The sequence below is a fragment of the Kineococcus anabasis genome (assembly GCF_054590795.1).
The window spans coordinates 114,932-135,367 of sequence record NZ_BAAIHU010000002.1 but is presented as its reverse complement, the minus strand read 5'-3'; the positions used below and the strand labels follow the sequence as shown (position 1 = coordinate 135,367).

Here is a 20,436-nt window from a genome sequence, read left to right as displayed (position 1 = left end):
CAGGTACCCCTCCCTAGCCTCGACCCGTCGGTGGACGAGCAGGAGGAGATGGCGATGAGCACCTGTGTACTGGTCGGTGGCGCGTGGCTCGGGGCATGGGCGTGGCGGGAGGTGGCGGCGGACCTGCGGGCGCGCGGCCACGACGTCCACCCCCTCACGCTGACCGGCCTGGCCGAGCGGGCCCACCTCGGCGGGCCGGACGTGGACCTCGACACGCACGTCGCCGACGTCGTGGCCGCGCTGCGGCACATCGACGCGGACGGCGTCGTCCTCGTCGGGCACAGCTACGCCGGCACGGTCGTGACGGCGGCCGCGGACCGGGTGCCGGAACTCGTGGCCGCGCTCGTCCACGTCGACACGGCCGCGCTGCCGGAGGGCATGTCGGTGCTGGACTACTCCCCGCCGCAGGAACAGGAGCGCCTCCGCGCGCGGGTCGGCGACGGCTGGCGGCTGCCCCTCCCCCGGCGCGAGGAGCTCGGCGGCGACGCCACCGGGGTCGACGGCGAGGTCTGGGAACGCCTGCGGCGCCTCGCCACGCCGCACCCCTTCGGCACCTACACGCAGCCGGTGCGGTACCCGGGCGGTGGCCTCGGCAGCGGGCACGGGCCCCGACGGGTCGGCATCGCCTGCCGCGACGCGCAGCAGGTCCTCGCCCTGGCCCGCGCGCAGCCGGGCAACCCGGTCTTCGCCGACCTGCTCGCCCCCGACCTGACGTGGCACGAGCTGGACGCGGGCCACTGGCCGATGTTCACGGCCCCCCGCGAACTGGCGGCGCTGCTCGCGGAGGTCTGACCCGGCGCCCTCACCCCACGGGCGGGGTCTCCGGCTCGACGTTCGGGCCGGCCTCGGGCGGGCGGGGCCGGTCGTGGGGGTGCAGGCGCACGGCGACGAGGGCGACGTCGTCCTCGGGGCGCTCGGGCAGCATGCGGGTCAGGATCCCGTCGACGAGCCCGTCGAGGTCCTCCCCCGCCAGGTCCGCGACCACCTGGCGCAGCCGGGCCAGCCCCTCGTCGAGGCCCTGGTCGCGCCGCTCGACGAGGCCGTCGGTGTACATGAGCACGGTGGAGCCGCGGTCCACGGCGATGGCCGAGTCCGCCCGGGGGTGCTCCGGGACGATGCCCAGCAGCAGGTCCGGCCCGAGGCCGGCGAGGGCGGTGACGGTGCCGTCCGGGGTCAGCAGCATCGGCGGGGGGTGCCCCGCGTTCGACCAGCGCAGCCGGGTGACGTCCCGCTCCCGCTCGTCCTGCGTCTGCTCGATGCGGGCCACGACCGCGGTGGCGGTGGGCTCCATCCGGAAGCCGTGCATGGCCGCGTCGAGGCCGGACAGGACGACGGCGGGGCCGGCGCCGGTGGCGTAGGCGATGCCGCGCAGCAGGCTGCGGACCTGGCTCATGGCCGCCGCGGCGTCGATGTCGTGACCCATGACGTCGCCGATGACGAGGACCGTGGCGCCGTCCGGCTGCAGGAAGGCGTCGTACCAGTCTCCGCCGACTTGGGCGGCCTCGGCGGCCGGCTGGTAGCGCACGACGACCTGCAGGTGGTCCGGCTGCACGGGCGCGGTGAGCAGGCTGCGCTGCAGGCCCTCGGCCATGCGGTGCTGCTGGCCGTAGAGGCGGGCGTTGTCCAGCGCGAGGGCGGCGCGGTCCGCGACCTCCTCGAGGGTCAGCCGGTCCTCGGCCGTCCAGGGCCCGCGCTCGGGGCCGCGGCACATCGTGACCAGCCCCACGGTGCGCTCGCGGGCGCGCAGCGGGAGCAGCAGGGCGGAGTCGGGGGCCAGCCGCCGCAGCAGGTCCCGCGCCTCGCCGGGAGCCAGGAACCCGGAGATCTCGGTGGTGGCGTCCCGCTCCACCAGCACCGGGCGGCCCGTGCGCAGCGCGTCGTGCAGGTGCGACGACGGGTCCAGCGCGGCCAGGCGGATCTGCCGGTACCTCGACATCACCGGGCGCATGGCCTCCTCGGCGTGCCAGGAGCCGATGTCGCGCATGCCACCGTGCTCGTCGGCGAGGGTGACGACGCACCAGTCCGCCAGGGCGGGCACGAGGTGCTGGGCCAGGCGGGCCACGGACTCCTCGGTGTCCAGGGTCGCGGCGAGGTCCCTGCCGACCTCGGCGACGAGCCGCAGCCGCCCGGCGGTGCGCTCGGCACCGGCCCGGCTGGCCTCGGCCCGCTGCTGCGCCGCCTCCGCGCGCCGCTGGGCGGCCTCGGCGGCCTCCCGGGCCTGCTCGGCCTCCTCCTGGGCCCGCTTGCGGTCGGTGATCTCCAGGAAGTACACCGACAGCCCGTCCGGGCCGGGCCAGGCGCGCAGCTCGTACCAGCCGTCCAGGGGTGGTGGGTAGTACGCCTCGAAGGCCACCGGCTCACCGGTCACGACCGCGCGGTGGTACTGGGTGTCGAAGGCGGCACCGACGGCGTGCGGGAACAGCTCCCACACGACCCCGCCGAGGAGTTCCTGCCGCGGGCGGCCCAGCAGGCGCTCGGCCTCGGCGTTGACGTAGCTGAAGCGCCACCCGGGGTCGAGGGAGTAGAACGCCGCCGGCATGGACTCCAGGACCCGGGAGACCCGCGCGTCGGCCTCGCGGGAGGCGGTGGTGTCGTAGGCCGCGCCGAGCACCCGGACCGCCTTGCCGGTCTCGTCGCCCAGGGCCTTGCCGCGGGCCTGCACCCACCGGGTCCTGCCGTCGGGCAGCACGACGCGGTACTCGGCCTCGTAGTCCCCGCACTCCTCGACGGCCTTGCCGAGCGCCTCGCCGACCCGCGGCAGGTCGTCGGGGTGCAGCCGCGCGTTGAACGCCTCGATGCTCTGGTCGAAGGTGTGCCGCTCGTACCCGAACAGCTCGACGAGCTGGTCGTCCCAGCTCAGCCGGCCGGTCGTCAGGTCCCAGTCGAAGCTGCCGACGCCACCGGCGGTGATGGACAGCTGCCAGCGCAGCCGGTCTGCCTCGTACTCCACCGACAGCGCGGACAGCTCCAGCTCGGTCACCGCGGCGGTGGCCAGGTCGGTGAGCAGCGCGACGTCGGTCTGGCTCCAGCGCCGCGGGGTGCGGGTGTAGACGCACAGCGCACCGACGACGTGGCCGTCCAGACCGGTCATCGGCACGCCGAGGTAGGCGCCGACGGCTCCCGCGGCCACCGGCGGCAGGGCCGCCACGCGCTCGTCGGCGGCGGCGTCCTCGACGACCAGGGCCGTCCCCGCCTCGGCGGTCAGCGTGCACAGCGACTCCGCGAGCGGGCTGGTCCTGCCCACCGCGTCGACGTCGAGGCCCGCGGCGGCGCTGATGGTCTGCACGTCGGACAGGAGGGACACCTGCGCCGAGGGTGCCCCCAGCAGCCGGGCGGCCAGCTCCACCAACCGGTCCAGGGCGGGGTTGGTGCCGGTGGTCACCAGCCGCCGGACGGCCCGCCGCCGCGCGTCTTCTCCGGCCGGGCCGCCGGTGCCGTCACCGTGGTGGGGCGCCACGTCGCTCACTGGGCACGCACTCCTGACTACCTCGCGGCCGGCGCCGGCGCCGGCCGACGGCGCCGGGCGTCCCGCGGCGACGTCGTCGCCGCACACCACCGGCTCCAGGGTAGGTGAGCGCCCGGCGCACCACAGCTCGCCGCGGCGCGGGGTTCAGCCCCGCGCGGCCTGCTCGACGACGTCGGCGGCGAGGTCGCGCAGCTTGCGGTTGGTGTTCTGCGAGAGCTTCGCCAGGTGCTGGAAGGCCTCCTCGGGCGTGCAGCGCAGCTGGGCGATGAGGACCCCCTGCGCCTGGTCGATGACCGCGCGGGAGCGCATGGCCAGCTGCAGCTGCCCGGCCCGGGCGGCGGTGGCGTCGAGGAGGGCGGCGTTGGCGAGGCAGACGGAGGCGTAGGAGGCGAAGGTCTGCAGCACCTCCACGGCCTCGGCGTCCAGCGCTCCGCCGTCGAAGCGGTAGACGTTGAGGCCGCCCAGGACGCGCTGGGTCGCGGGCATCCCGACGGAGACGACGCTGCACACGCCCTGGCGGCGGGCGGTGGCGGCGAAGCCGGGGTAGACGGGCTCGTCGGCGGTGTCGTCGATGCGGACGGTGTGCCCGGACTGCGCGGCGTCCAGGCAGGGGCCGAAGCCGGTCTCGTACTGCCGCTCGTCCAGGGTGGCGGCCAGCCTGCCCGTGAAGGCGGCGCTGCGGGCCGTGGACCCCTCGAGGAGGGTGACGGAGATCTCCTCCGCGCCGGGGACGCAGGACCGGGCCAGCTCGGCCACGCGCTGCAGGACCTCGCTGAGCGGCTGCTGGCCCAGGACGATGCGCCCGAGCTCGACGAAGGCGTCCCGCGGGTCCGCGAGGGTCCGCGGGGAGGACGTGGTGCCGGTGGCCGGTGCGGACCCGTCGCGGGTGCGCACCGGGGGGGCGGTGGTCTTGCTCACGGCGGGATCCGTCCGCTCTGCACGCGGACGCCGGAGCTGCGCGGTCCGTCTGCGGTGGGACCGGACGGCAGGTCGCCGGCGGTCACCGCGGGAGCCGTGTCCCGGCTCTCCCCACCACGCACCGCCGAACGGGGCGCTGTAGTCGCGCAGTTACCCCCATCGTACGCCGGATGGCGGGAGAAGCCCTTGCCGTGCCGTGGGGACCGGCGGGTGGCCCGGTGCGGCGGCGAACGCGGTCGTGTTCCGCGGAAGCTGTGAAGAATCTGTGAACCGGCGCGGGCGGGAGGTGCCGGGCGGCAAGCTGGGTCCCGCGCACGCAGCTGTCGAGGCCGCGTGCCGCGCGGGTCAGGCGTCCGTGGCGACGCGCTCCGGCACCACCGGGGAGAGCCAGGTTCGAGTCCTGGGACCCGCTCCGCGCACGAGCCCGCAGGCCGGGCCGCACCCGCTCGCCGTCCACCCACCCGCTGCACGCACGGGCACCGGCCGGACCTCTGGAACGATCCCGCGGTGATCCCCGGGGACGTGTCGTGGCTGGCGGTGGCCGTGGTGGCGGCGGTGGGGGTCGCGACCGCGGCACAGGTCCTCAGCGGGACGGGTTTCGCGCTGGTCGCCGGACCCCTGCTCGCCCTCGCCCTCGGCCCCGCCGACGGGGTGCGGCTGAGCGTGGCGATGTCGTTGCTGCTCAACGTGGTCCTGCTCGCCCGCGTCCACCGCCTCGTGCGCTGGGGCGACGCGCTGCGCCTGCTGGTGCCCGCCGCGCTCCTGGTGGTGCCGACGTCCCTGGTGACCGAGCGCGTGAGCAGCGCCTGGGTCTCGGCCGCCGCGGGGGCGGCGGTCCTCCTCGGGGTCGGGCTCGTCGCCTCCGGCCGGCGGGCCGGCTGGGTGGACGGCCCCGCGGGCGCGGTGGCCGCCGGTGCGGGCAGCGGGGTGCTCAACGTCCTCGGCGGGGTGAGCGGGCCGCCGGTGGCGCTGTTCGTGGCCCACCGCGGCTGGGCCCCACCGGTGGCCACGGCCACCCTGCAGGCCTACGCCCTGCCCCTCAACGCGGTGACCCTGGCGGTGCTGGGGCTGCCGGCAGCCGAGCCGTCACGGCTGCTGCAGGCGGGGCTGGGCCTGCTCCTCGGCGCGGCGGCGGCCCGGCCCCTGGTGCGGCGCACCAGCCCCGCCGGCGTGCGGACCCTCGTGCTGGTCCTCGCGGCCCTCGGCGCCCTGCTGCTGCTCGCGAAGGCGTCCGGCGTGGTGCCCTGAGAGGCGGTCCGGGACCGGCGCCCGGGCCCCGCCCGCTGAGCGGGCAGCCGAGGCGCGAGGTCCACACGGTGTGGCGGCGCACCGCCCGCCGGGGCGCCGGAGTCCTAGCGGGCGGCGCCGCGGTGGGCGCGGAGCCCGCCCCACAGCAGCAGGACGCTGAGGCCGATCAGCACCGGTTCCAGGGCGAACGCGGCGGCGAGGCCGTAGCGGTCCGCGAGGCTGCCGAGCAGGTACGGGGAGGCGGCGGCGACCAGGCCGAGGACGAGCTGCGAGCGGGCGTTGGCCCGGTCCTCGTGCCCGCGGGCGGCGTCGAGGGTGAGCGCGAGCGCGAGCGGGTAGAGGTTCGCGATCCCCACCCCGCACAGGAACAACCCCAGGACGGCCGGGCCGGGCCGGTCGCTCAGCCAGAACAGCAGGAAGGCGGCGCCGGTGAGCGCCAGCGAGGCGTACAGCAGGGCGGTGCCGCGACCCGGGCGGCGGGTGAGCCTCGCACCGAACACGCGCCCGAGGAGGATGCCGAGGAAGTTCGCGCTCAGGGCGGTTCCCGCGGCGGCGGCGGACAGGCCGGTGCCGAGCAGCATCTGGGGGCCGAAGTACACCAGGCAGAACTCGACGGCAGAGCTGATCGCGGTCAGCACGGCGAACAGCCAGCAGGCGAGCGGCAGCCCGCCGGGGCCACCGGTGACGTGACGTCGCGGTGCCGCGGGCAGCGGCCGGCGGCGGTTGCGCAGGTAGAGCACGAGGAGGACCGCGGCCGGCAGCGCGAACGCGGCGCGCCAGCCCACCGCGCCGGCCGCGAGCGCACCGAGGACGAGCGGGGCGAGCACCGCGGAGGCACCTGCGCCGATGTTGGCCTCGGCCAGGGCCCGGTCCCGCCGGCTGCCGTGCCGGTCGGACAGGACCGCCTGGACCACGGTGAGCAGCGTGGTGCCGGCCAGGCCGAACACCGCGGCCCCGAGCAGGGTGGCCGGGACGCCCGTCCCGAGGGTGAACAGTGCCGCGCCGGCGGTGGTCCCCGCCGCCGAGCCCCACAGCAGCGCACCCCTGGACAGGTGCCGGGCCGCCCAGGCGAACCCGAGCCCGGTGAGGACCGCGCCCACCGACCACGACACGGAGTACAGCCCGAGCAGCGTGTAGGAGAACCGCAGCTCCTCGCGCAGCAGGGTCACCGCGGGCCCGAACGCGTACAGCCAGAAGGTGAAGCAGCCCAGTGCGGCGTAGGACAGCACGGTGGGCGCGTCCCGCACGAACGGACCGGTCCCGGCCGGCTCCGCCGGTGCTGCCGGCCGGGAGGCCGCGGTCCCCGAGCGTTTCCGCTGCGTTGTGTAACGGTACACAGCTAGAGTCTGCGCCATGGACCCCGCCGTCGGCAACCCCGCGCGGCGACCGACGATGCGCGAGGTGGCCCGGGCCGCGGGCGTCTCGCCGATGACGGTCTCCTACACGTACTCCCAGCCCGAGCGGGTCTCGGCCGAGGCCGCGGCGAGGGTGCGCGCGGCGGCCGGGGAACTGGGCTACCCCGGGCCGAACCCGGCCGCCCGCTCCCTGCGCCGCGGACGGGTGGGCTCGCTCGGCGTCGTCCTCGGCGAGCGGCTGAGCTACGCCTTCGAGGACCCGCAGGCGGCGCGTTTCCTGGCGGGGGTCTCCGACGTGTGCGCCGCCGAGGGCGTGGGTCTCACCCTGGTGCCGATCACCGGCGCCCCCTCCGACGCCCAGCGCGTCGCGCAGTCGGCCGTGGACGGTTTCGTCGTGTGGACCACCAGCGACGACGACCCCGTCCTGGACGCCGTCGCCGGCACGGGCCTGCCCGCGGTCGTCCACGCCGGGCCGCACGGGCGGGGGATGCCGGTCGTCGGCATCGACGACCGCGCCGCGGCGGCCGCGATCGGGCCGGTGGCGTTCGCGCGGGCCCGCCGCCCGCTCGTGCTGGGTTTCCCGCTCGACCGCCGCCGCGCCCGCCGGCTGCTCACGGGGGACGAGGCGGTGGAGGTGAGGTTCCCCGTGACGCGCCACCGGTGGGAGGGTTTCCGCGACGCCTGGACACGCGCGGGCCACCCGGCGGCCGGCCTGCGGCTGGCCGTGTGCCCCGTGAACCACGTCACCGAGGGCGAGGCGTTCGCCCTGGAACTGCTCCGGGGAACCGACCCGCCGGACGCGATCGCCGCGATGAGCGACGAACTCGCCCTCGGTGCCCTGCGGGCCGCCGCGAGCGCCGGCCTGCGCGTTCCCGGCGACGTGGCCGTCACCGGCTGGGACGACAGCGACGCCGCCGCACCCGCCGGGCTGACGTCCCTCGCGCAGTCCCTGCGCGAGCAGGGAGCCCACTGCGCCCGCGCGGTGCTCGGGCGCGCGGGCGGGACCGCGGCACCGCACGGGTGGCGGGTCGTGGAGCGCACCACCACGCGTCCGCCGCGCTGACCGGCGGCCGGGCGCAGGAGGAGCGCGCGGGGAACCCCTCACCCCGCGGAGGACAGCAGCAGCTCCTCCAGTTCCCGGGGCAGGCCGTGCACGTCGCGGTCGGGGCGCTGCGGCGGCAGGGGTTCGCGCTGCATCCACGCCCACGTGTCCGCGACGGTCTCCCCCACCGGCCGGCACACCAGCCCGGTCCGCGCGGCCAGTGCGGTGTCGGCCTCCAGGAAACCGGCGAACTCGCCGCGCTCGGGAACCCAGCACGGCAGGTGCACCCACGGCCGGGCCCCGGCGGCGGCGAGGCGCTCCTCGTCGGTCCACACGAACTCCACCGCCGAGCCCGTGACGCGCGCGCAGGCGCCGAGCAGTTCCGCCGTCGTGGCGTGCCCGGAGCGGCCGGCGACGTCGACCGGCCCGCCCACCCCACCGGCCAGGGCGGAGAGCAGCCACGCCGCCAGGTCGCGGGCGTCGACGTACTGCAGCGGGCGTCCCGGGTACCCGGGAGCCACGACGCGCCCACCGCGAGCGGTGCGCAGCAGCCACCACGGCAGCCGCCCGATGTCCTCGTGCGGCCCGAGGACCAGCCCCGCCCGGGCGAGCACGGCGTCGGGGAACGACGCGAGGACGCCCAGTTCCGCGCCGCGCTTGCAGGCGGCGTAGTCGCCCTCGCCGGCGCGGGGGTCGCCGTCCACCACGGGGGAGTTCTCGTCGGTGTGCCGGCCCCACACGTACACCGAGCCGCTGGAGACGTAGCCGTAGCGGCCGGCCCGGCCCGCGAGGAGCCGCGCGGCGTCGGTGGCCACCCGCGGGGCACCGGCCCAGGTGTCCACGACGAGGTCCCACCCGGCACCGGCGAGGGGGCCGCCCAGCACCGCCGCCAGTTCCGCCGGATCGGTGCGGTCGGCGTGCAGGACGCGAACCCCCGCAGGGGGTTCCCCCGTGCGGCCGCGGTGCAGCGCGGTGACGTCCCACCCGTGCTCCAGCGCCTCGCCCACGACGGCGCGGCCGACGAAACGCGTTCCCCCGAGCACCAGGAGCCTCATGGACCGATCCTGACCGCCGCGCGGGCGGCGGGTCACGCGTTTCTCCCACCGGCGAACGCGGGCCGGTGCGGGACGTTCAGCCCGCCGCGGCCCGCTGGGCGCGCAGCAGGTCGCTGATGGCGCCGGCCGGCTGCGGCCGGGCCCACAGGAACCCCTGGGCCTGGGTGTACCCGCGCTCGACGACGACCTCCCGCTGCCGGGGGGTCTCCACCCCCTCGGCGAGGACGGGACAGCCCAGGGCGGCCCCCAGGTCGGCGACCGCGCCCAGGATCGGGGGGTCGTCGACGAAGGAGCGGTCGGCCTTCAGCTTGCCCACGGGGAAGCGGCGGAGCTGGGCGAGGGAGGAGTAGCCGCTGCCGAAGTCGTCGACGGCCAGGACGACCCCCAGCTCGTCCAGGGCGCGCAGGTTGGCGCTGCTCGCCCCGTGGCGCTCCAGGAGGGCTCCCTCCGTCACCTCCAGGCAGAGCCGGTGCGCGGGGACCGGCACCTGCGCGAGCAGGCCCGCCACCTCCTCGGCGAACCCCGCGCGGTGCAGCTGGACCGGGGAGACGTTCACGGCGACCTCCAGGTCCGGGTGCAGCCGGTGCCAGCGGACCGCGTCCGCCAGCGCCGTGCGCAGCACCTCCCGGCCCAGCTCGTGGATCAGCCCGGAGTCCTCGGCGATGGCGATGAACTCGTCCGGCGCCACCGGCCCGTACCCGGCGCACGTCCACCGGGCCAGGGCCTCCAGCCCGAGCGCGCGGCCGCTGACGGGGTCGACGATCGGCTGGTAGGCGACGGACAGCTCGCCCGGGGGGCCGTCGAGGTCCTGGCGCAGCCGGGTCTCCAGGTCCAGACGGCGCTGGGCCAGGTGCCCGGTGCTCTCGTCGAAGACCTCCACCAGGCCGCGCCCGCGCGCCTTGGCCCGGTACATCGCGGTGTCGGCCTCGCGCAGCACCGCGCCCAGGTCGCCGGCGCGGCCCCGGGCGAAGGCGATCCCGATGCTGGCGGTCACGTACACGGCCTGCTCCCCGCCCGCCGTGCGCAGCCGGAACGGGGTCCGCAGCGCGTCGCGCAGGTGGGCGGCGGCGGTGAGGGCGTCGGCGGGTGAGCCGACGTCCTGGACGATCGCGGCGAACTCGTCCCCGCCGAGGCGGGCCAGGGTGTCGCTGGAGCGCAGGCTGTCGCACAGCCGCTGCCCGATGCCCAGCAGCAGCTCGTCCCCGGCGTGGTGGCCGCGGCTGTCGTTGACCAGCTTGAAGCGGTCGAGGTCGATGAGCAGCACCGCCACGTCCGTCCCGGTGCGTTCCGCGTGGGCCACCGCGGCGGCGAGGCGGTCGGCGTACAGGCTGCGGTTCGCCAGGCCGGTGAGCGCGTCGTGCATCGCGTCGTGCTGCCGTCGCTCGGCCAGCTCCCCGGCCTGCGCGGCGAGCTCGCGGGCGCGGGCCTCGGCGGCGGCCAGCGCCCGGGTGACGCGCACGGTGCTGCCGCCGACGAGCGCGGCGGCCACGAGGAACACCCACAGCGTCCCCCACTCCAGCGGGTCCTGCGTCAGCGCGCGGTGCAGCACGACGAGGGCCGGCGCACCGACGGCCGCCGCCCCGGCCACCGGCAGCTGCCGTACCGGCAGGGCGGAGCAGGCGAACGGCAGGCGCGCCAGCAGCAGGATCAGGATCGTGGGCGCGGGACCGGGGATGGCCGCCATGCTCAGCGTCAGCAGCAGGCAGTCGACGACGAGGACGGCCGCCCAGGTCCAGCGCCGGCGCGGCCGCCCGGCGGTCAGCGCGAACCAGCTGCCGAAGAAGGCCCGCCAGAGGGCGCCTGCCAGCTCCGCCACGACGAGGTGCGGCGACCACCCGGCGGGCCCCTGCGTGTACGCGACGGCGAGCTGGACGACCAGGGTGCCCAGCAGCGCCGCGGCGAGGATCTGGTCCGGCACGCCGTTCCCGGTGGGTGGTGCGCCGCGCGGGCGGGCCTGACGCGCTGCCATGAGATCCCCTGTTCCCGAGGACGCCGTCGTTCTCGTCGGCGGCCCCGGCGGGGGCCGCACCTCGCTCCAGCATCCCGCCGGTCACCGCGGGTCGCCACAGCTCGCACGGGGGTGATGTCCCTGGTTCGCGGCGCAGCCCCGGCGGCGCGTCAGCCGGTGACGACTGTGCCCTGGTGGTACAGGACCTGCCATCCCTGCCCCGCACGGCGCCAGACGGTGGCGCGCCGGGTGCGGCGCTGCTCCTGGCGCAGCGTGTAGGTGAGCAGGTAGGTGTCCGGGCCCAGGGCGCGGCAGGAGAAGCCGGTCGTCTCCCACGGGTCGTCCCCGCCCTCGGCCCAGCGGCGCAGCAGGGCGTCCTTGACGACCTCGCGGCCGTAGCGGCGCCCCGAGGCGCCGATCTCCCAGAAGTCCGGGGCCATCTGCTCCTCCAGGTCCTCCGGGCCCGTCCCGAGCTCGGGGCGGTGGAAGAGCGGCTCCCGCGCGCGCAGCTCCGCCAGCACCGGCAGCAGGGCGGGTTCCGTCACCGGTGGCGGCTCGTCGTCGTCCACGTCGTCGTCCACGGCCGCCATCCTGACGCGGTGCCGGTGGGCGGCGCGCAGGCCCCCGGCCTGCGGCTGCGCCTGCTGGCGGAGGTCGCCCGCGGAGGCGGGTGCGACGTCGTCCTCGACACCCGGCAGGTCACGTCCTCCGACGACGAGGACGGCCCGGCCGGGGCGCCGCACCCACCGCGGCGCGGTGCTCCCGGAGCACCGCGACAGGCCCCCGCCCGTTCCCGGGCGGGGGCCTGTCGTCGCAGCGGGTCCGTCAGCGGCGGACTGCGTCTCTCAGCAGCGCACGGCGTCTCTCAGTAGCGGAAGCCGGCGACGATCGACTGCAGGTTCGCGGCCATGGCGGAGAGCTCGGACGCGGCCTGCCGGGACTGCTCGACACCCTCGGTGGTGACCCGGGCGGCGTCGGCCACACCGTTGATGCGCTCGGCGATCTCGCCGGCGCCGCTGGCGACGTCCCCGACGTTGCGGTTCATCTCGCCGGTCGTGGCGGTCTGCTCCTCCACCGCGGCGGCGATGGTGACCTGGAAGCTGTTGATGCGCTCGATGGTCTCGGAGATGTGCCCGATGGCGGTGACCGCGCCACCGGCGTCGGACTGGATGGCCTGCACCCGGCGGGCGATGTCCTCCGTGGCGCGGGCGGTCTGCTGCGCCAGCTCCTTCACCTCACCGGCGACGACCGCGAAACCCTTGCCCATCTCCCCGGCACGCGCCGCCTCGATGGTGGCGTTGAGCGCCAGCAGGTTCGTCTGCTCCGCGATCGCGGTGATGGCCTTGACGACGTCACCGATCTCCGCGGAGGACTGGCCGAGGCGGGCGACGGTGGCGTTGGTGGCCTGGGCCTCGCCGACGGCGGCGGCGGCGACCTCGGCGGCCTGGCCGGCGCTCTGGGCGATCTCGGCGATGGAGACGCCCATCTCCTCGCTGCCGGCGGCCACGGTCTGGACGTTGCCGGAGATCTCGGCCGCGGCGGCGGAGACGACCTGCGCCTGGGTGGAGGCGACCTCGGCGGAGGCGGCGATCTGCGCGGAGACGCCGGTGAGCTGCTCGGAGGCGGCGGCGAGGGTGCCGGAGGACTCCGCGATGGCCCGCACGGCGTTGCCGACGCCCTGCTGCGCGGTGCGCAGCGCACCGGCCATCTGGCCGAGCTCGCACGAGGAGTGCACCTCGATGGCGCGGGTCAGGTCGCCCTCGCCCATGCCCTCCACGGCGTGCGCGACGCGGCGCAGCGCGGTGACGATCATCTTGGAGACGAGGACGCCGAGCAGCAGGGCCATGCCGACCCCGAGGACGAGCACGAGCAGGACGGTGGTGCGGGCGGCGGAGAAGTTCTCCTCGCCGGCGGCGACGGTGGCGGCGGCCTGGCCGAGCTCGTACTCCTCCACGCGGTCCAGGGCGTCGGCCATGCGGCTGATGACCGGCTGGGCGACGTCGTCGCGGACCTGCTGGTAGGCGACGAGGTCGTTGGCGCGGCTGAGGGGGATCATCTGCTCGTCGCGGATCTCGCGGAACTCCGCGAGGGCGTCCTGGAACTCCTCCCAGTCGGCCCGCTGCCCGTCCAGGCCGAGGGCCTCGTACGCGGCGGCGGCGGCGTCGAGGTCGGCGTCGGTGCCCTCGATCTTCTCCTCGTACTCCGCCATCGTCTCCGGGGTCTGGGAGACGGCGTGGTTGGCGATGAGCATCCGGGACTTGATCTGCTCCTGGTGGACGTGGCCGCGCTGGACGAGCCCGGTGACGTTGTCCTGGTAGAGCTTCTCGGTGCCGTCGTTGCTGGCGGCCATGGAGCGCAGGCCCACCACGCCGACGACGACCGCGACGAGCGCCAGCAGGACGAGGACGGCGAGGATGCGGGTGCCGACCTTGCGGTTGGCGACCCAGCGGAACAACGGGGTGGACTCCACGGTGGTTCTCCGGTTCCTCGGCGCCCGGGCGGCGACGTCGTTCAGGGGACCGCCGGCGGGCAGCGCCGGCACTGTCCTGTCCTTCGGCAGGACCTGTGCCGCCCTGAAGCCCCGGGGTGTCAGCCCTCGTGCCGCTCGGCGCGCTCGGTGGCGGCGACGACCCGCAGCATGAGGTCGTGGATCTGCCGCAGGTCCTCGGCGCTCAGCCCGAGGCGGGCCGTCATCGTCGCCGGGACCTGCTCGGCCCGCTCCCGCAGCGCCCGGCCCGCGTCGGTGAGGGTGACGCTGAGGGCCCGCTCGTTGCCGGGCACGCGGGTCCGGGCGAGGAGCCCGGCGCTCTCCAGGCGCTTGAGCAGCGGGGAGACGGTGCCGGGGTCGAGCTGCAGCAGGCGGCTGATGTCGGTGAGGGACAGCGGGGCGTGCTGCCACAGCGCGAGCATCACGAGGTACTGCGGGTGGGTCAGGCCCAGGGGTTCCAGGACGGGCCGGTAGGCGGCGACGATGCCGCGGGAGGCCAGCACCATCGCGAAGCACACCTGGTGCTCCAGCTCCAGCGGGTCCTCGCTCGTGACCGGCGTCACCTCAACCACCACCTCTCCGTGTCCGAAGGATACACTGTTGGTGCCCCAAACATCTGTGGACCAACCGACCTGGCAGCACACCCGTCGTGGAGGCGGACATGACCGAGAACCCCTACCGGCAGAACGACGACCGGGACGTGCCCTACTACTACCGGCGCCCCCGGTCGAGGTACCGCTGGGTCGACGCGGTCCTGGAGGGCTGGTTCTCCTTCGTCGGCCCCGCCCAGGGCGTCGTGGACCGCACACCCCAGCGCGGTCCCCGCACCGCCGAGGAGGCCGCGGCGGGGTACGGCGACTGGGACCGGGTGACCGCCCCGGACGGCCGGACGTTCCTCGTGCAGCGCGGCAGGGAACAGCACGGCCGGGAGCAGCACGGGCACGAGCAGCGGGAGCGCTGAGTCGGCCGCCCCCTCAGGAGCCGCGCCGCCCCGCCAGGGTGGACCCCGCGCTGGCGGCCACCACCACCCCCACCGCCAGCACCGCGGCCGGGCCGAGGTGCTGGCCCAGCAGCAGCCACCCCGCCAGCGCCGCCACCGCCGGCTCCAGGCTGAGCAGCACCCCGAACACCGCCGGCGGCAGGCGGCGCAGCGCCGCGATCTCCAGCGAGTACGGCACCACCGACGCCAGCACCGCCATGCCCGCGGCGGCCGGCAGCAGCTCCGGCCGCGCCAGCAGCCCCAGCGCACCCGCGCCCAGCGGCAGCACCGCCAGCGCCCCGGCCGCGGTGGCGATGGCCAGCCCGCCGAGCCCCGGGGCCACCGCCCCGGCACGGGCCCCGGCGAGGATGTACAGCGCCCAGAACGCCCCCGCCACCAGCGCCAGCGCCACCCCGGTCCCGTCCAGGCCCGCACCGGGGCCCCCGCCGGAGCCGTCACCGGCGGACCACAGCAGCACCACGCCCGCCAGCGCCAGCGCCACCCACAGCAGGTCCCGGGCTCGGCGGGACATGACCGCGGCCAGCGCCAGCGGCCCGAGGAACTCCACGGTCACCGCGGTGCCCAGGGGGATGCGCGCGATCGCCCCGTAGAACGCGGTGTTCATCGCGGCCAGGGAGCCCCCGAGCAGGACGGCCGAGGTCCACTGCGGCCGCGTCCACGAGCGCAGCCGGGGTCTGGCCAGGGCGAGGAGCACCACGGCGGCCAGCCCCAGGCGCAGCAGGGTCGCCCCGCCGCTGCCGGTGACGGGGAACAGCAGCGCCGCGCAGGCCGCGCCCACCTGCAGCGACACGCACGAGCCGAGGACCATCGCGACGGCCCCGCCGCGCCCCGCCGCCCCCGGCGGTGCGGCTGCGGCGCGGGCGCGGGCGTCCGGACGCCCGCCGTTCGGCGGTGGCACCCTGCGGATGCTAGGCGCGCATCGCTCAGCCCCGGCGCCCGCCTGCCGATGTGGGAACGGTGAGCTCGACGACCGGACCCTCCGCGGCGGTGCTGGCGACGGCCGCGCTCGAGCTGCGCGCCGACGACGAGCTGACCGGCACCGTGCGCGTCGCCGCCGCCGTCGCCGGGGTCCCGCACGCCACCCTGACCCTCCTGCGGAACGAGGGCCCGCACCGCGTGGCCACGGCCGGCTCGCCTCCCTGCACCCTGCCGCACCTCGCGCCCGGCGCCCTCCCCGGCGCCTACCTGGCGGGCTTCCACGCCGCCGTCCCGCTCACCGGCTCGGGCGGCCGCGTCCTCGGCAGCCTCTGCGTGTCCGCCCCGGGCCCCGCCCGGCCGCAGCCCGCGCAGCTGCTCGCCCTGGAGGACCTCGCGCGTCTCGTCGTGACCCTCCTCGAGCAGCGGCACCGGGCCCGGCTCAGCGACCGGCACGCCGCGGAAGCCGAGGAGCTGCGCGACCTCGCGGAGATCGTGATGGCCGAGGCCGAGGCGCGCGGGGAGCTCAACGAGGTCGTCACCGACACCATCGACGTCGCCGTGGTCGTGGCCGGACCGGACGGACGGCTCACCAACTTCAACCGCACCGCCCGCATCTGGCACGGCCGGGACGCCGACCCGGAGCTGGACCCGGAGCGCCACCCCGAGGTCCACGGCATGTTCCAGCTGGACGGCGTCACGCCGATGCCCGCCCGGGCCACCCCCCTGCAGCGCGCGCTGCGGGAGGGCAGCGTCGACGGGCTGGAGATCGTCCTGGCCCCGCCGGGGCGCGCACCCCGCACCGTCATCTGCTCGGCGCGGGCGATGAGCCGCATCGACGGCACATCCCTGGGAGCCGTCGTCGCGATGGCGGACGTCACCGCCGACCGCGCCCACGCCGGGCTCGCCGCGGCCCACGCGGGCCTGGCCGCCGCGCACGCCGAGCTCGCCGAGCGCAGCGAGCTGCTGGCCGCCGCGGTCTCGGAGCTGGAGCGCTCCAACGCCGAGCTCGGGCAGTTCGCGGGCATCGCCAGCCACGACCTGCGCTCACCGCTCATGGTGGTCACCGGCTACGTGGAGATGCTCGCCGAGGAGTACGGCCACCTCCTCGACGAGCAGGGGCGGGACTGGATCGCCACCGCCCTCAAGGGCACCGCCCGGATGCACGAGCTCATCACCGCGCTGCTCGCGTACGCCCAGGCCGGCGGCAGCGGCTGCCGGCGCAAGCGCACCGACTCCGGGGAGGTGTGCAGCCAGGCGGTGCTGGACCTGCGCGCCGCGATCCGGGAGGCGGGTGCGCAGGTCGTCGTGCGCGACCTGCCGGAGCTGTTCGCGGACCCGGTGCTGCTGCGCCAGCTCCTGCAGAACCTCATCGGCAACGCCGTGAAGTACCGCGACCCGGGACGTCCCTGCCAGGTCCTCGTCACCGCCCGCGCCGGCGGGGAGGAGTGGACGTTCAGCGTCGCCGACAACGGCACGGGGATCCCCGCGGAGCTGCGCGAGGAGGTGTTCGGCATGTTCGTGCAGGTCGACCCCTCGGCGCGCACGGGCCACGGCATCGGCCTGGCCACCTGCCAGCGGATCGTGGAGCGCCACGGCGGACGCATCTGGGTGGAGGAGACCCCCGGCGGCGGCACCACGGTGCGCTTCACCCTGCCGCAGCGGCCGGGCCGGCCCTGACCGCCGTGCGGCGCGCGCACCGGCCGGGGGTGCCCGGACGCCGCCCGGACACCCCCGCCGGGGCGGGTCAGCCGGCCACCGCGGCCTCCCGCGGCACGTCCCCGCCGACGGGTGCGACGGGGATCTGCAGCTCCGTGACCCCGCTCGAGGGGTCCTCGGGGCAGTAGTCCAGGTACACCTCGCCGCCGAGGCCGAGCGGGCGGTGGCCGGTGTCCTCCATCCAGCGGGCGAGGACCTGCCAGGTGGCGTCCACGCCGTCCATCGCGCCGTGGTGGACGATGGTGGCGACCCGCACGGCGGGCCGGTCGACGACGTCCACGCCCCCGCGGGCGCTCTCGTGCGGGCCCACGACGACCCCGGCGTGCACCCGCACCGCACCGCCGTCCCCGGCGGGCTCGTACCAGGAGACGCCCGGCCCGGCGGGGCGGATGCCCGCCTCCGCGAGCCTGCGGTGCAGCTCCCCGTACAGGGGCTGGATGACGGGGCCGATGTCGTCCGGCTCGAAACTCGCCGCGACCGCGGACAGCTCCGCGACGCGCACGGGGTCGCTCGTCTTCACGACGACGTCCTGGGTTCCCATGGTGCCCTCCTCCTCGATGACGCGGAGCCTCGCCTCCACCGCCCGCAGGCGCGCGGTGTCGGCCGCGACCTGCGCCGACAGCTCCGCCCGCCGCAGCCGGAGCATCCCGTGCAGCTCCGCCGCGCCGACCTCCTCGTCGAGGACGGTCCGGACCTGCTGGAGCGTGAGCCCCAGGTCCTTCAGCGCGAGCAGGCGGTTGAGCCGGCCGAGCTGGCCGGCGCTGTAGGAGCGGTAGCCGCTGGCGGGGTCGACGGCCGCGGGCGGCAGCAACCCCAGGGCGTCGTAGTGGCGCAGCATGCGCACCGACACCCGGGCGATGGTGGCGAACTCCCCGATGCTGAACATGGCACCCCCACGGTCGAGCCTCACACGGTGTCAGGGTCAAGGGGCGGGATCCGGGACCCCGGACGGCCTGTCGCGCAGGGGTTCACGCACTGTTCGGGCGGCGGACGGGCCGCACCCGCCGCCCGGCACCCGGCCGGGGATACACAGGGGGTCCACCGCAGCGGGGCAGGGAGGCGTCGCCATGACCGAGCACAGCCCCGCCCCGCACCGCTCACCCGGATGGCGCACGCCCCCCGCACCCCGGGTGGCGCCCGGCGCGGCCGCGGGCAGCATCGACCGCGGTGCGCACCGCCCCGGACCGCCGGTAGCCGCGCACGGCCGACGCGAGGAGGGGTCGCACGTGCACGCGGAGCTCGCCGCACCGGGACGGGGTCGCGTGGCGCTCGGGTCGCCGCTGCCCCCGGGCACCCGCCGGGGTCTCACCGTCGTCACCGCCGTGCTCGTCGCGGTCTGCGCCGCGGCGCTCGTGCACGTCTGGCGGGCCGGGCAGCCCGCCGTGGTCCTGACCGCCGCGCTCGCGGTCGCCGTCTGGGTGGAGCTGCTGGCCGCGGTGCTGCTGCGCGAGCGCGACCGCCAGCGCCGCGCGGGCGTCGCGGCCGCGGCCCGGCCCTCCGCGGCTCAGCCCTCCGCGAGCCGCCGGACGTGGTCCGCCCGGCGCAGCAGCAGCCGGCGCAGGTAGGGCGCGAGCACCACCCGGCCGCGCGCGGGGCTCAGCGCGCGGCCTGGAGCAGCACGCCGGCCAGGTCGCCGGGGCGCGACCACATGGGCCAGTGCCCCGTCGGCAGGTCCACGTACGTCGCGTCCAGGTGCGCCAGCTCCGTGAAGAACGGGTGGCCGGCCGCGGCCCACTCCCGGACCTGCGCGGGCCGCACGGAGGACGCGACGACCGTCACGGGAACCTCCCGGCGCCGTGGGTCCGACACGCGCACCGGCTCGCGGGCGGGCCCGGCGGGGTGCGGCACGGCGCGCTCGCGGAACTCCGCCAGGTCGGCGGCGGACAGGCCCTCCAGGCTGTTGCCGGCCGCCTGCATCTCCTCCCACGACGGCAGCGGGTCCTCCACGGCGTCCGCGGGCAGGTCCGGGTTCACCGTCACGCCGTCGGGCACGGGGCCGCTGTCCACGTAGACGACGCGGCGCACCAGGTGCGGTGCCCGGTCCACGGCCATGTGGGCGGGCGCCCCGGCGCCGCTGTGCGCCACGAGCACGGCGGGACGCCCCGGTTCCTCCTCCAGCGCCCGCAGCACGGCGAGCACGTGGTCCTCCAGCGTCACACCGGCGCGCACGGCGGCGGGGCCCTGCAGGCCCGGCAGCGTCAGGGCCCGCACGTCGTGGCCGGCGGCGGTGAGGACGGGGGTGACGCGGTCCCAGGCCCAGGCGCCGAGCCAGAAACCGGGGACGAGGACGAAACGGGCGACGGCGTCCGTCTGCGGGGTCATGCCCCCATCCTGCCGATGGGCACCCGCCCCGTCACCGGCCCGGGTGGCGGCGGGCGGTGTCCTCGCCGGGGAGGGGCCGCCCCGGCGGCGGCGATACTGGGTGGCGTGACCGACGAGCCGCCGTTCCCCGTCCGCACCGCCGCCGAGCTGGACGCCATGCGCGAGGCCGGGCGGATCGTGGCCGGCACCCTGCGGGCGGTGCGCGAGGCCGCGGTGCCGGGGGTGAAGCTGCGCCAGCTCGACGACATCGCCCAGACCTGCATGCGCGAGGCCGGGGCCCTGCCGTCGTTCCTGGGGTACGCCCCGTCGTGGGCGCCGCGCCCCTACAACGGCGTGCTGTGCCTGTCCGTCAACGAGGTCGTCGTCCACGGTCGCCCCACCGGCCGCCGCCTCGACGACGGCGACCTGCTGAGCGTGGACTGCGGCGCGATCCTGGACGGCTGGCACGGGGACTCCGCGCTCACCCTGCACGTGGGGCAGGTCCGCGAGGAGGACGTGCCCCTCGTGGCGGCCACCGAGGAGGCCCTCGCCGCGGGGATCGCCGCGGCCAGGCCCGGCGCCACCCTCGCGGACGTCGCGGCGGCGGTCGACGCCGTCGCCCGGCGGCACGGCTACGCCCACCTGCCCGACCACGGCGGGCACGGCATCGGCCGCAGCATGCACGAGCCGCCGTTCGTGCCGAACCAGCCCACCGCGGCGGCGGGGCGCCACCGGCTGCGGCCGGGCAACACCCTGGCCATCGAGCCGATGCTGCTCACCGGGGACAGCCGCTACCGCACCGCCAGGGACGGCTGGTCGGTGGTGACCCTGGACCGCAAGCGCGCCGCGCACGCCGAGCACACCGTCGCCGTCACCGAGGACGGCCCCGTGGTCCTCACCGCACCGTGAGGACGCCCGGCTAGGCTGGCGCGGTTCCTGGACCAGGACCCCCGGCGGTCCCGCGGCGGCACACCTCCCGCC

General features: G+C 76.8%; 18 protein-coding genes. 7 read left to right on the top strand and 11 right to left on the bottom strand.

Features of this window, described 5'->3' with window-relative positions:
- Positions 1-30: 30 nt before the first annotated feature.
- The gene (locus ACYQBY_RS04150) at positions 31-792 is read left to right on the top strand and encodes an alpha/beta fold hydrolase (protein WP_459642565.1); all 762 of its coding nucleotides are present in this window, start codon (positions 31-33) and stop codon (positions 790-792) included.
- 10 nt (positions 793-802) lie between these two features.
- Here ACYQBY_RS04150 and ACYQBY_RS04145 read toward each other — a convergent pair whose 3' ends face one another.
- On the bottom strand, positions 803-3,466 hold the full coding sequence (locus ACYQBY_RS04145) for a SpoIIE family protein phosphatase (protein ID WP_459642564.1): 2,664 nt from the start codon (positions 3,464-3,466) through the stop codon (positions 803-805).
- Positions 3,467-3,610: 144 nt separating this feature from the next.
- Positions 3,611-4,384 (bottom strand): ANTAR domain-containing protein, encoded by a 774-nt coding sequence (locus ACYQBY_RS04140; protein WP_459642563.1) that lies wholly within the window; start codon positions 4,382-4,384, stop codon positions 3,611-3,613.
- Between the two features lie 507 nt (positions 4,385-4,891).
- Here ACYQBY_RS04140 and ACYQBY_RS04135 point away from each other — a divergent pair.
- The gene (locus tag ACYQBY_RS04135) at positions 4,892-5,632 is read left to right on the top strand and encodes a TSUP family transporter (protein WP_459642562.1); all 741 of its coding nucleotides are present in this window, start codon (positions 4,892-4,894) and stop codon (positions 5,630-5,632) included.
- Positions 5,633-5,736: 104 nt separating this feature from the next.
- Here the strand turns inward: ACYQBY_RS04135 and ACYQBY_RS04130 are convergent, their stop codons facing one another.
- The gene (locus tag ACYQBY_RS04130) at positions 5,737-6,879 is read right to left on the bottom strand and encodes an MFS transporter (protein ID WP_459642561.1); all 1,143 of its coding nucleotides are present in this window, start codon (positions 6,877-6,879) and stop codon (positions 5,737-5,739) included.
- A 106-nt stretch (positions 6,880-6,985) separates the two neighbouring features.
- Between ACYQBY_RS04130 and ACYQBY_RS04125 the strand changes: the two genes are divergently transcribed.
- Entirely contained in the window at positions 6,986-8,050 is a 1,065-nt protein-coding gene (locus tag ACYQBY_RS04125; RefSeq protein ID WP_459642560.1) for a LacI family DNA-binding transcriptional regulator, read from the top strand.
- Positions 8,051-8,088: 38 nt separating this feature from the next.
- Here the strand turns inward: ACYQBY_RS04125 and ACYQBY_RS04120 are convergent, their stop codons facing one another.
- From ACYQBY_RS04120 to ACYQBY_RS04100, 5 genes are all read right to left on the bottom strand, one after another.
- Positions 8,089-9,084, bottom strand: a complete 996-nt coding sequence (locus ACYQBY_RS04120; RefSeq protein ID WP_459642559.1) for an NAD-dependent epimerase/dehydratase family protein — start codon at positions 9,082-9,084, stop codon at positions 8,089-8,091.
- Positions 9,085-9,160: 76 nt separating this feature from the next.
- Entirely contained in the window at positions 9,161-11,053 is a 1,893-nt protein-coding gene (locus ACYQBY_RS04115; protein ID WP_459642558.1) for a putative bifunctional diguanylate cyclase/phosphodiesterase, read from the bottom strand.
- A gap of 149 nt (positions 11,054-11,202) precedes the next feature.
- Positions 11,203-11,622, bottom strand: a complete 420-nt coding sequence (locus ACYQBY_RS04110; protein WP_459643108.1) for a nuclear transport factor 2 family protein — start codon at positions 11,620-11,622, stop codon at positions 11,203-11,205.
- Positions 11,623-11,897: 275 nt separating this feature from the next.
- Positions 11,898-13,502 (bottom strand): methyl-accepting chemotaxis protein, encoded by a 1,605-nt coding sequence (locus ACYQBY_RS04105; RefSeq protein WP_459642557.1) that lies wholly within the window; start codon positions 13,500-13,502, stop codon positions 11,898-11,900.
- Between the two features lie 119 nt (positions 13,503-13,621).
- Positions 13,622-14,083, bottom strand: coding sequence for a MarR family winged helix-turn-helix transcriptional regulator (locus ACYQBY_RS04100; protein ID WP_459642556.1), 462 nt, complete (start codon positions 14,081-14,083; stop codon positions 13,622-13,624).
- A 98-nt stretch (positions 14,084-14,181) separates the two neighbouring features.
- On the opposite strand from ACYQBY_RS04100, the gene ACYQBY_RS04095 reads away from it, so the two are divergent.
- Positions 14,182-14,481 carry a hypothetical protein gene (locus ACYQBY_RS04095; RefSeq protein ID WP_459642555.1) on the top strand — a complete coding sequence of 100 codons (300 nt, stop codon included), beginning with the start codon at positions 14,182-14,184 and terminating at the stop codon, positions 14,479-14,481.
- A gap of 13 nt (positions 14,482-14,494) precedes the next feature.
- Here ACYQBY_RS04095 and ACYQBY_RS04090 read toward each other — a convergent pair whose 3' ends face one another.
- On the bottom strand, positions 14,495-15,418 hold the full coding sequence (locus ACYQBY_RS04090) for an EamA family transporter (RefSeq protein ID WP_459642554.1): 924 nt from the start codon (positions 15,416-15,418) through the stop codon (positions 14,495-14,497).
- 59 nt (positions 15,419-15,477) lie between these two features.
- Here ACYQBY_RS04090 and ACYQBY_RS04085 point away from each other — a divergent pair, with 59 nt between their 5' ends.
- Complete coding sequence (locus tag ACYQBY_RS04085) at positions 15,478-17,115, top strand: sensor histidine kinase (RefSeq protein ID WP_459642553.1); 1,638 nt, start codon at positions 15,478-15,480, stop codon at positions 17,113-17,115.
- 67 nt (positions 17,116-17,182) lie between these two features.
- On the opposite strand, the gene ACYQBY_RS04080 is transcribed toward ACYQBY_RS04085, so the two are convergent.
- The gene (locus ACYQBY_RS04080) at positions 17,183-18,040 is read right to left on the bottom strand and encodes a MerR family transcriptional regulator (RefSeq protein WP_459643107.1); all 858 of its coding nucleotides are present in this window, start codon (positions 18,038-18,040) and stop codon (positions 17,183-17,185) included.
- 340 nt (positions 18,041-18,380) lie between these two features.
- On the opposite strand from ACYQBY_RS04080, the gene ACYQBY_RS04075 reads away from it, so the two are divergent.
- Entirely contained in the window at positions 18,381-18,719 is a 339-nt protein-coding gene (locus tag ACYQBY_RS04075) for a hypothetical protein (RefSeq protein WP_459642552.1), read from the top strand.
- A gap of 31 nt (positions 18,720-18,750) precedes the next feature.
- Here the strand turns inward: ACYQBY_RS04075 and ACYQBY_RS04070 are convergent, their stop codons facing one another.
- Positions 18,751-19,476: an alpha/beta fold hydrolase gene (locus tag ACYQBY_RS04070; RefSeq protein WP_459642551.1), complete on the bottom strand. Its 726-nt coding sequence runs from the start codon at positions 19,474-19,476 to the stop codon at positions 18,751-18,753.
- Positions 19,477-19,581: 105 nt separating this feature from the next.
- On the opposite strand from ACYQBY_RS04070, the gene map reads away from it, so the two are divergent.
- Positions 19,582-20,364, top strand: a complete 783-nt coding sequence (gene map, locus ACYQBY_RS04065) for a type I methionyl aminopeptidase (RefSeq protein ID WP_459642550.1) — start codon at positions 19,582-19,584, stop codon at positions 20,362-20,364.
- The last annotated feature ends 72 nt before the right edge of the window (positions 20,365-20,436 follow it).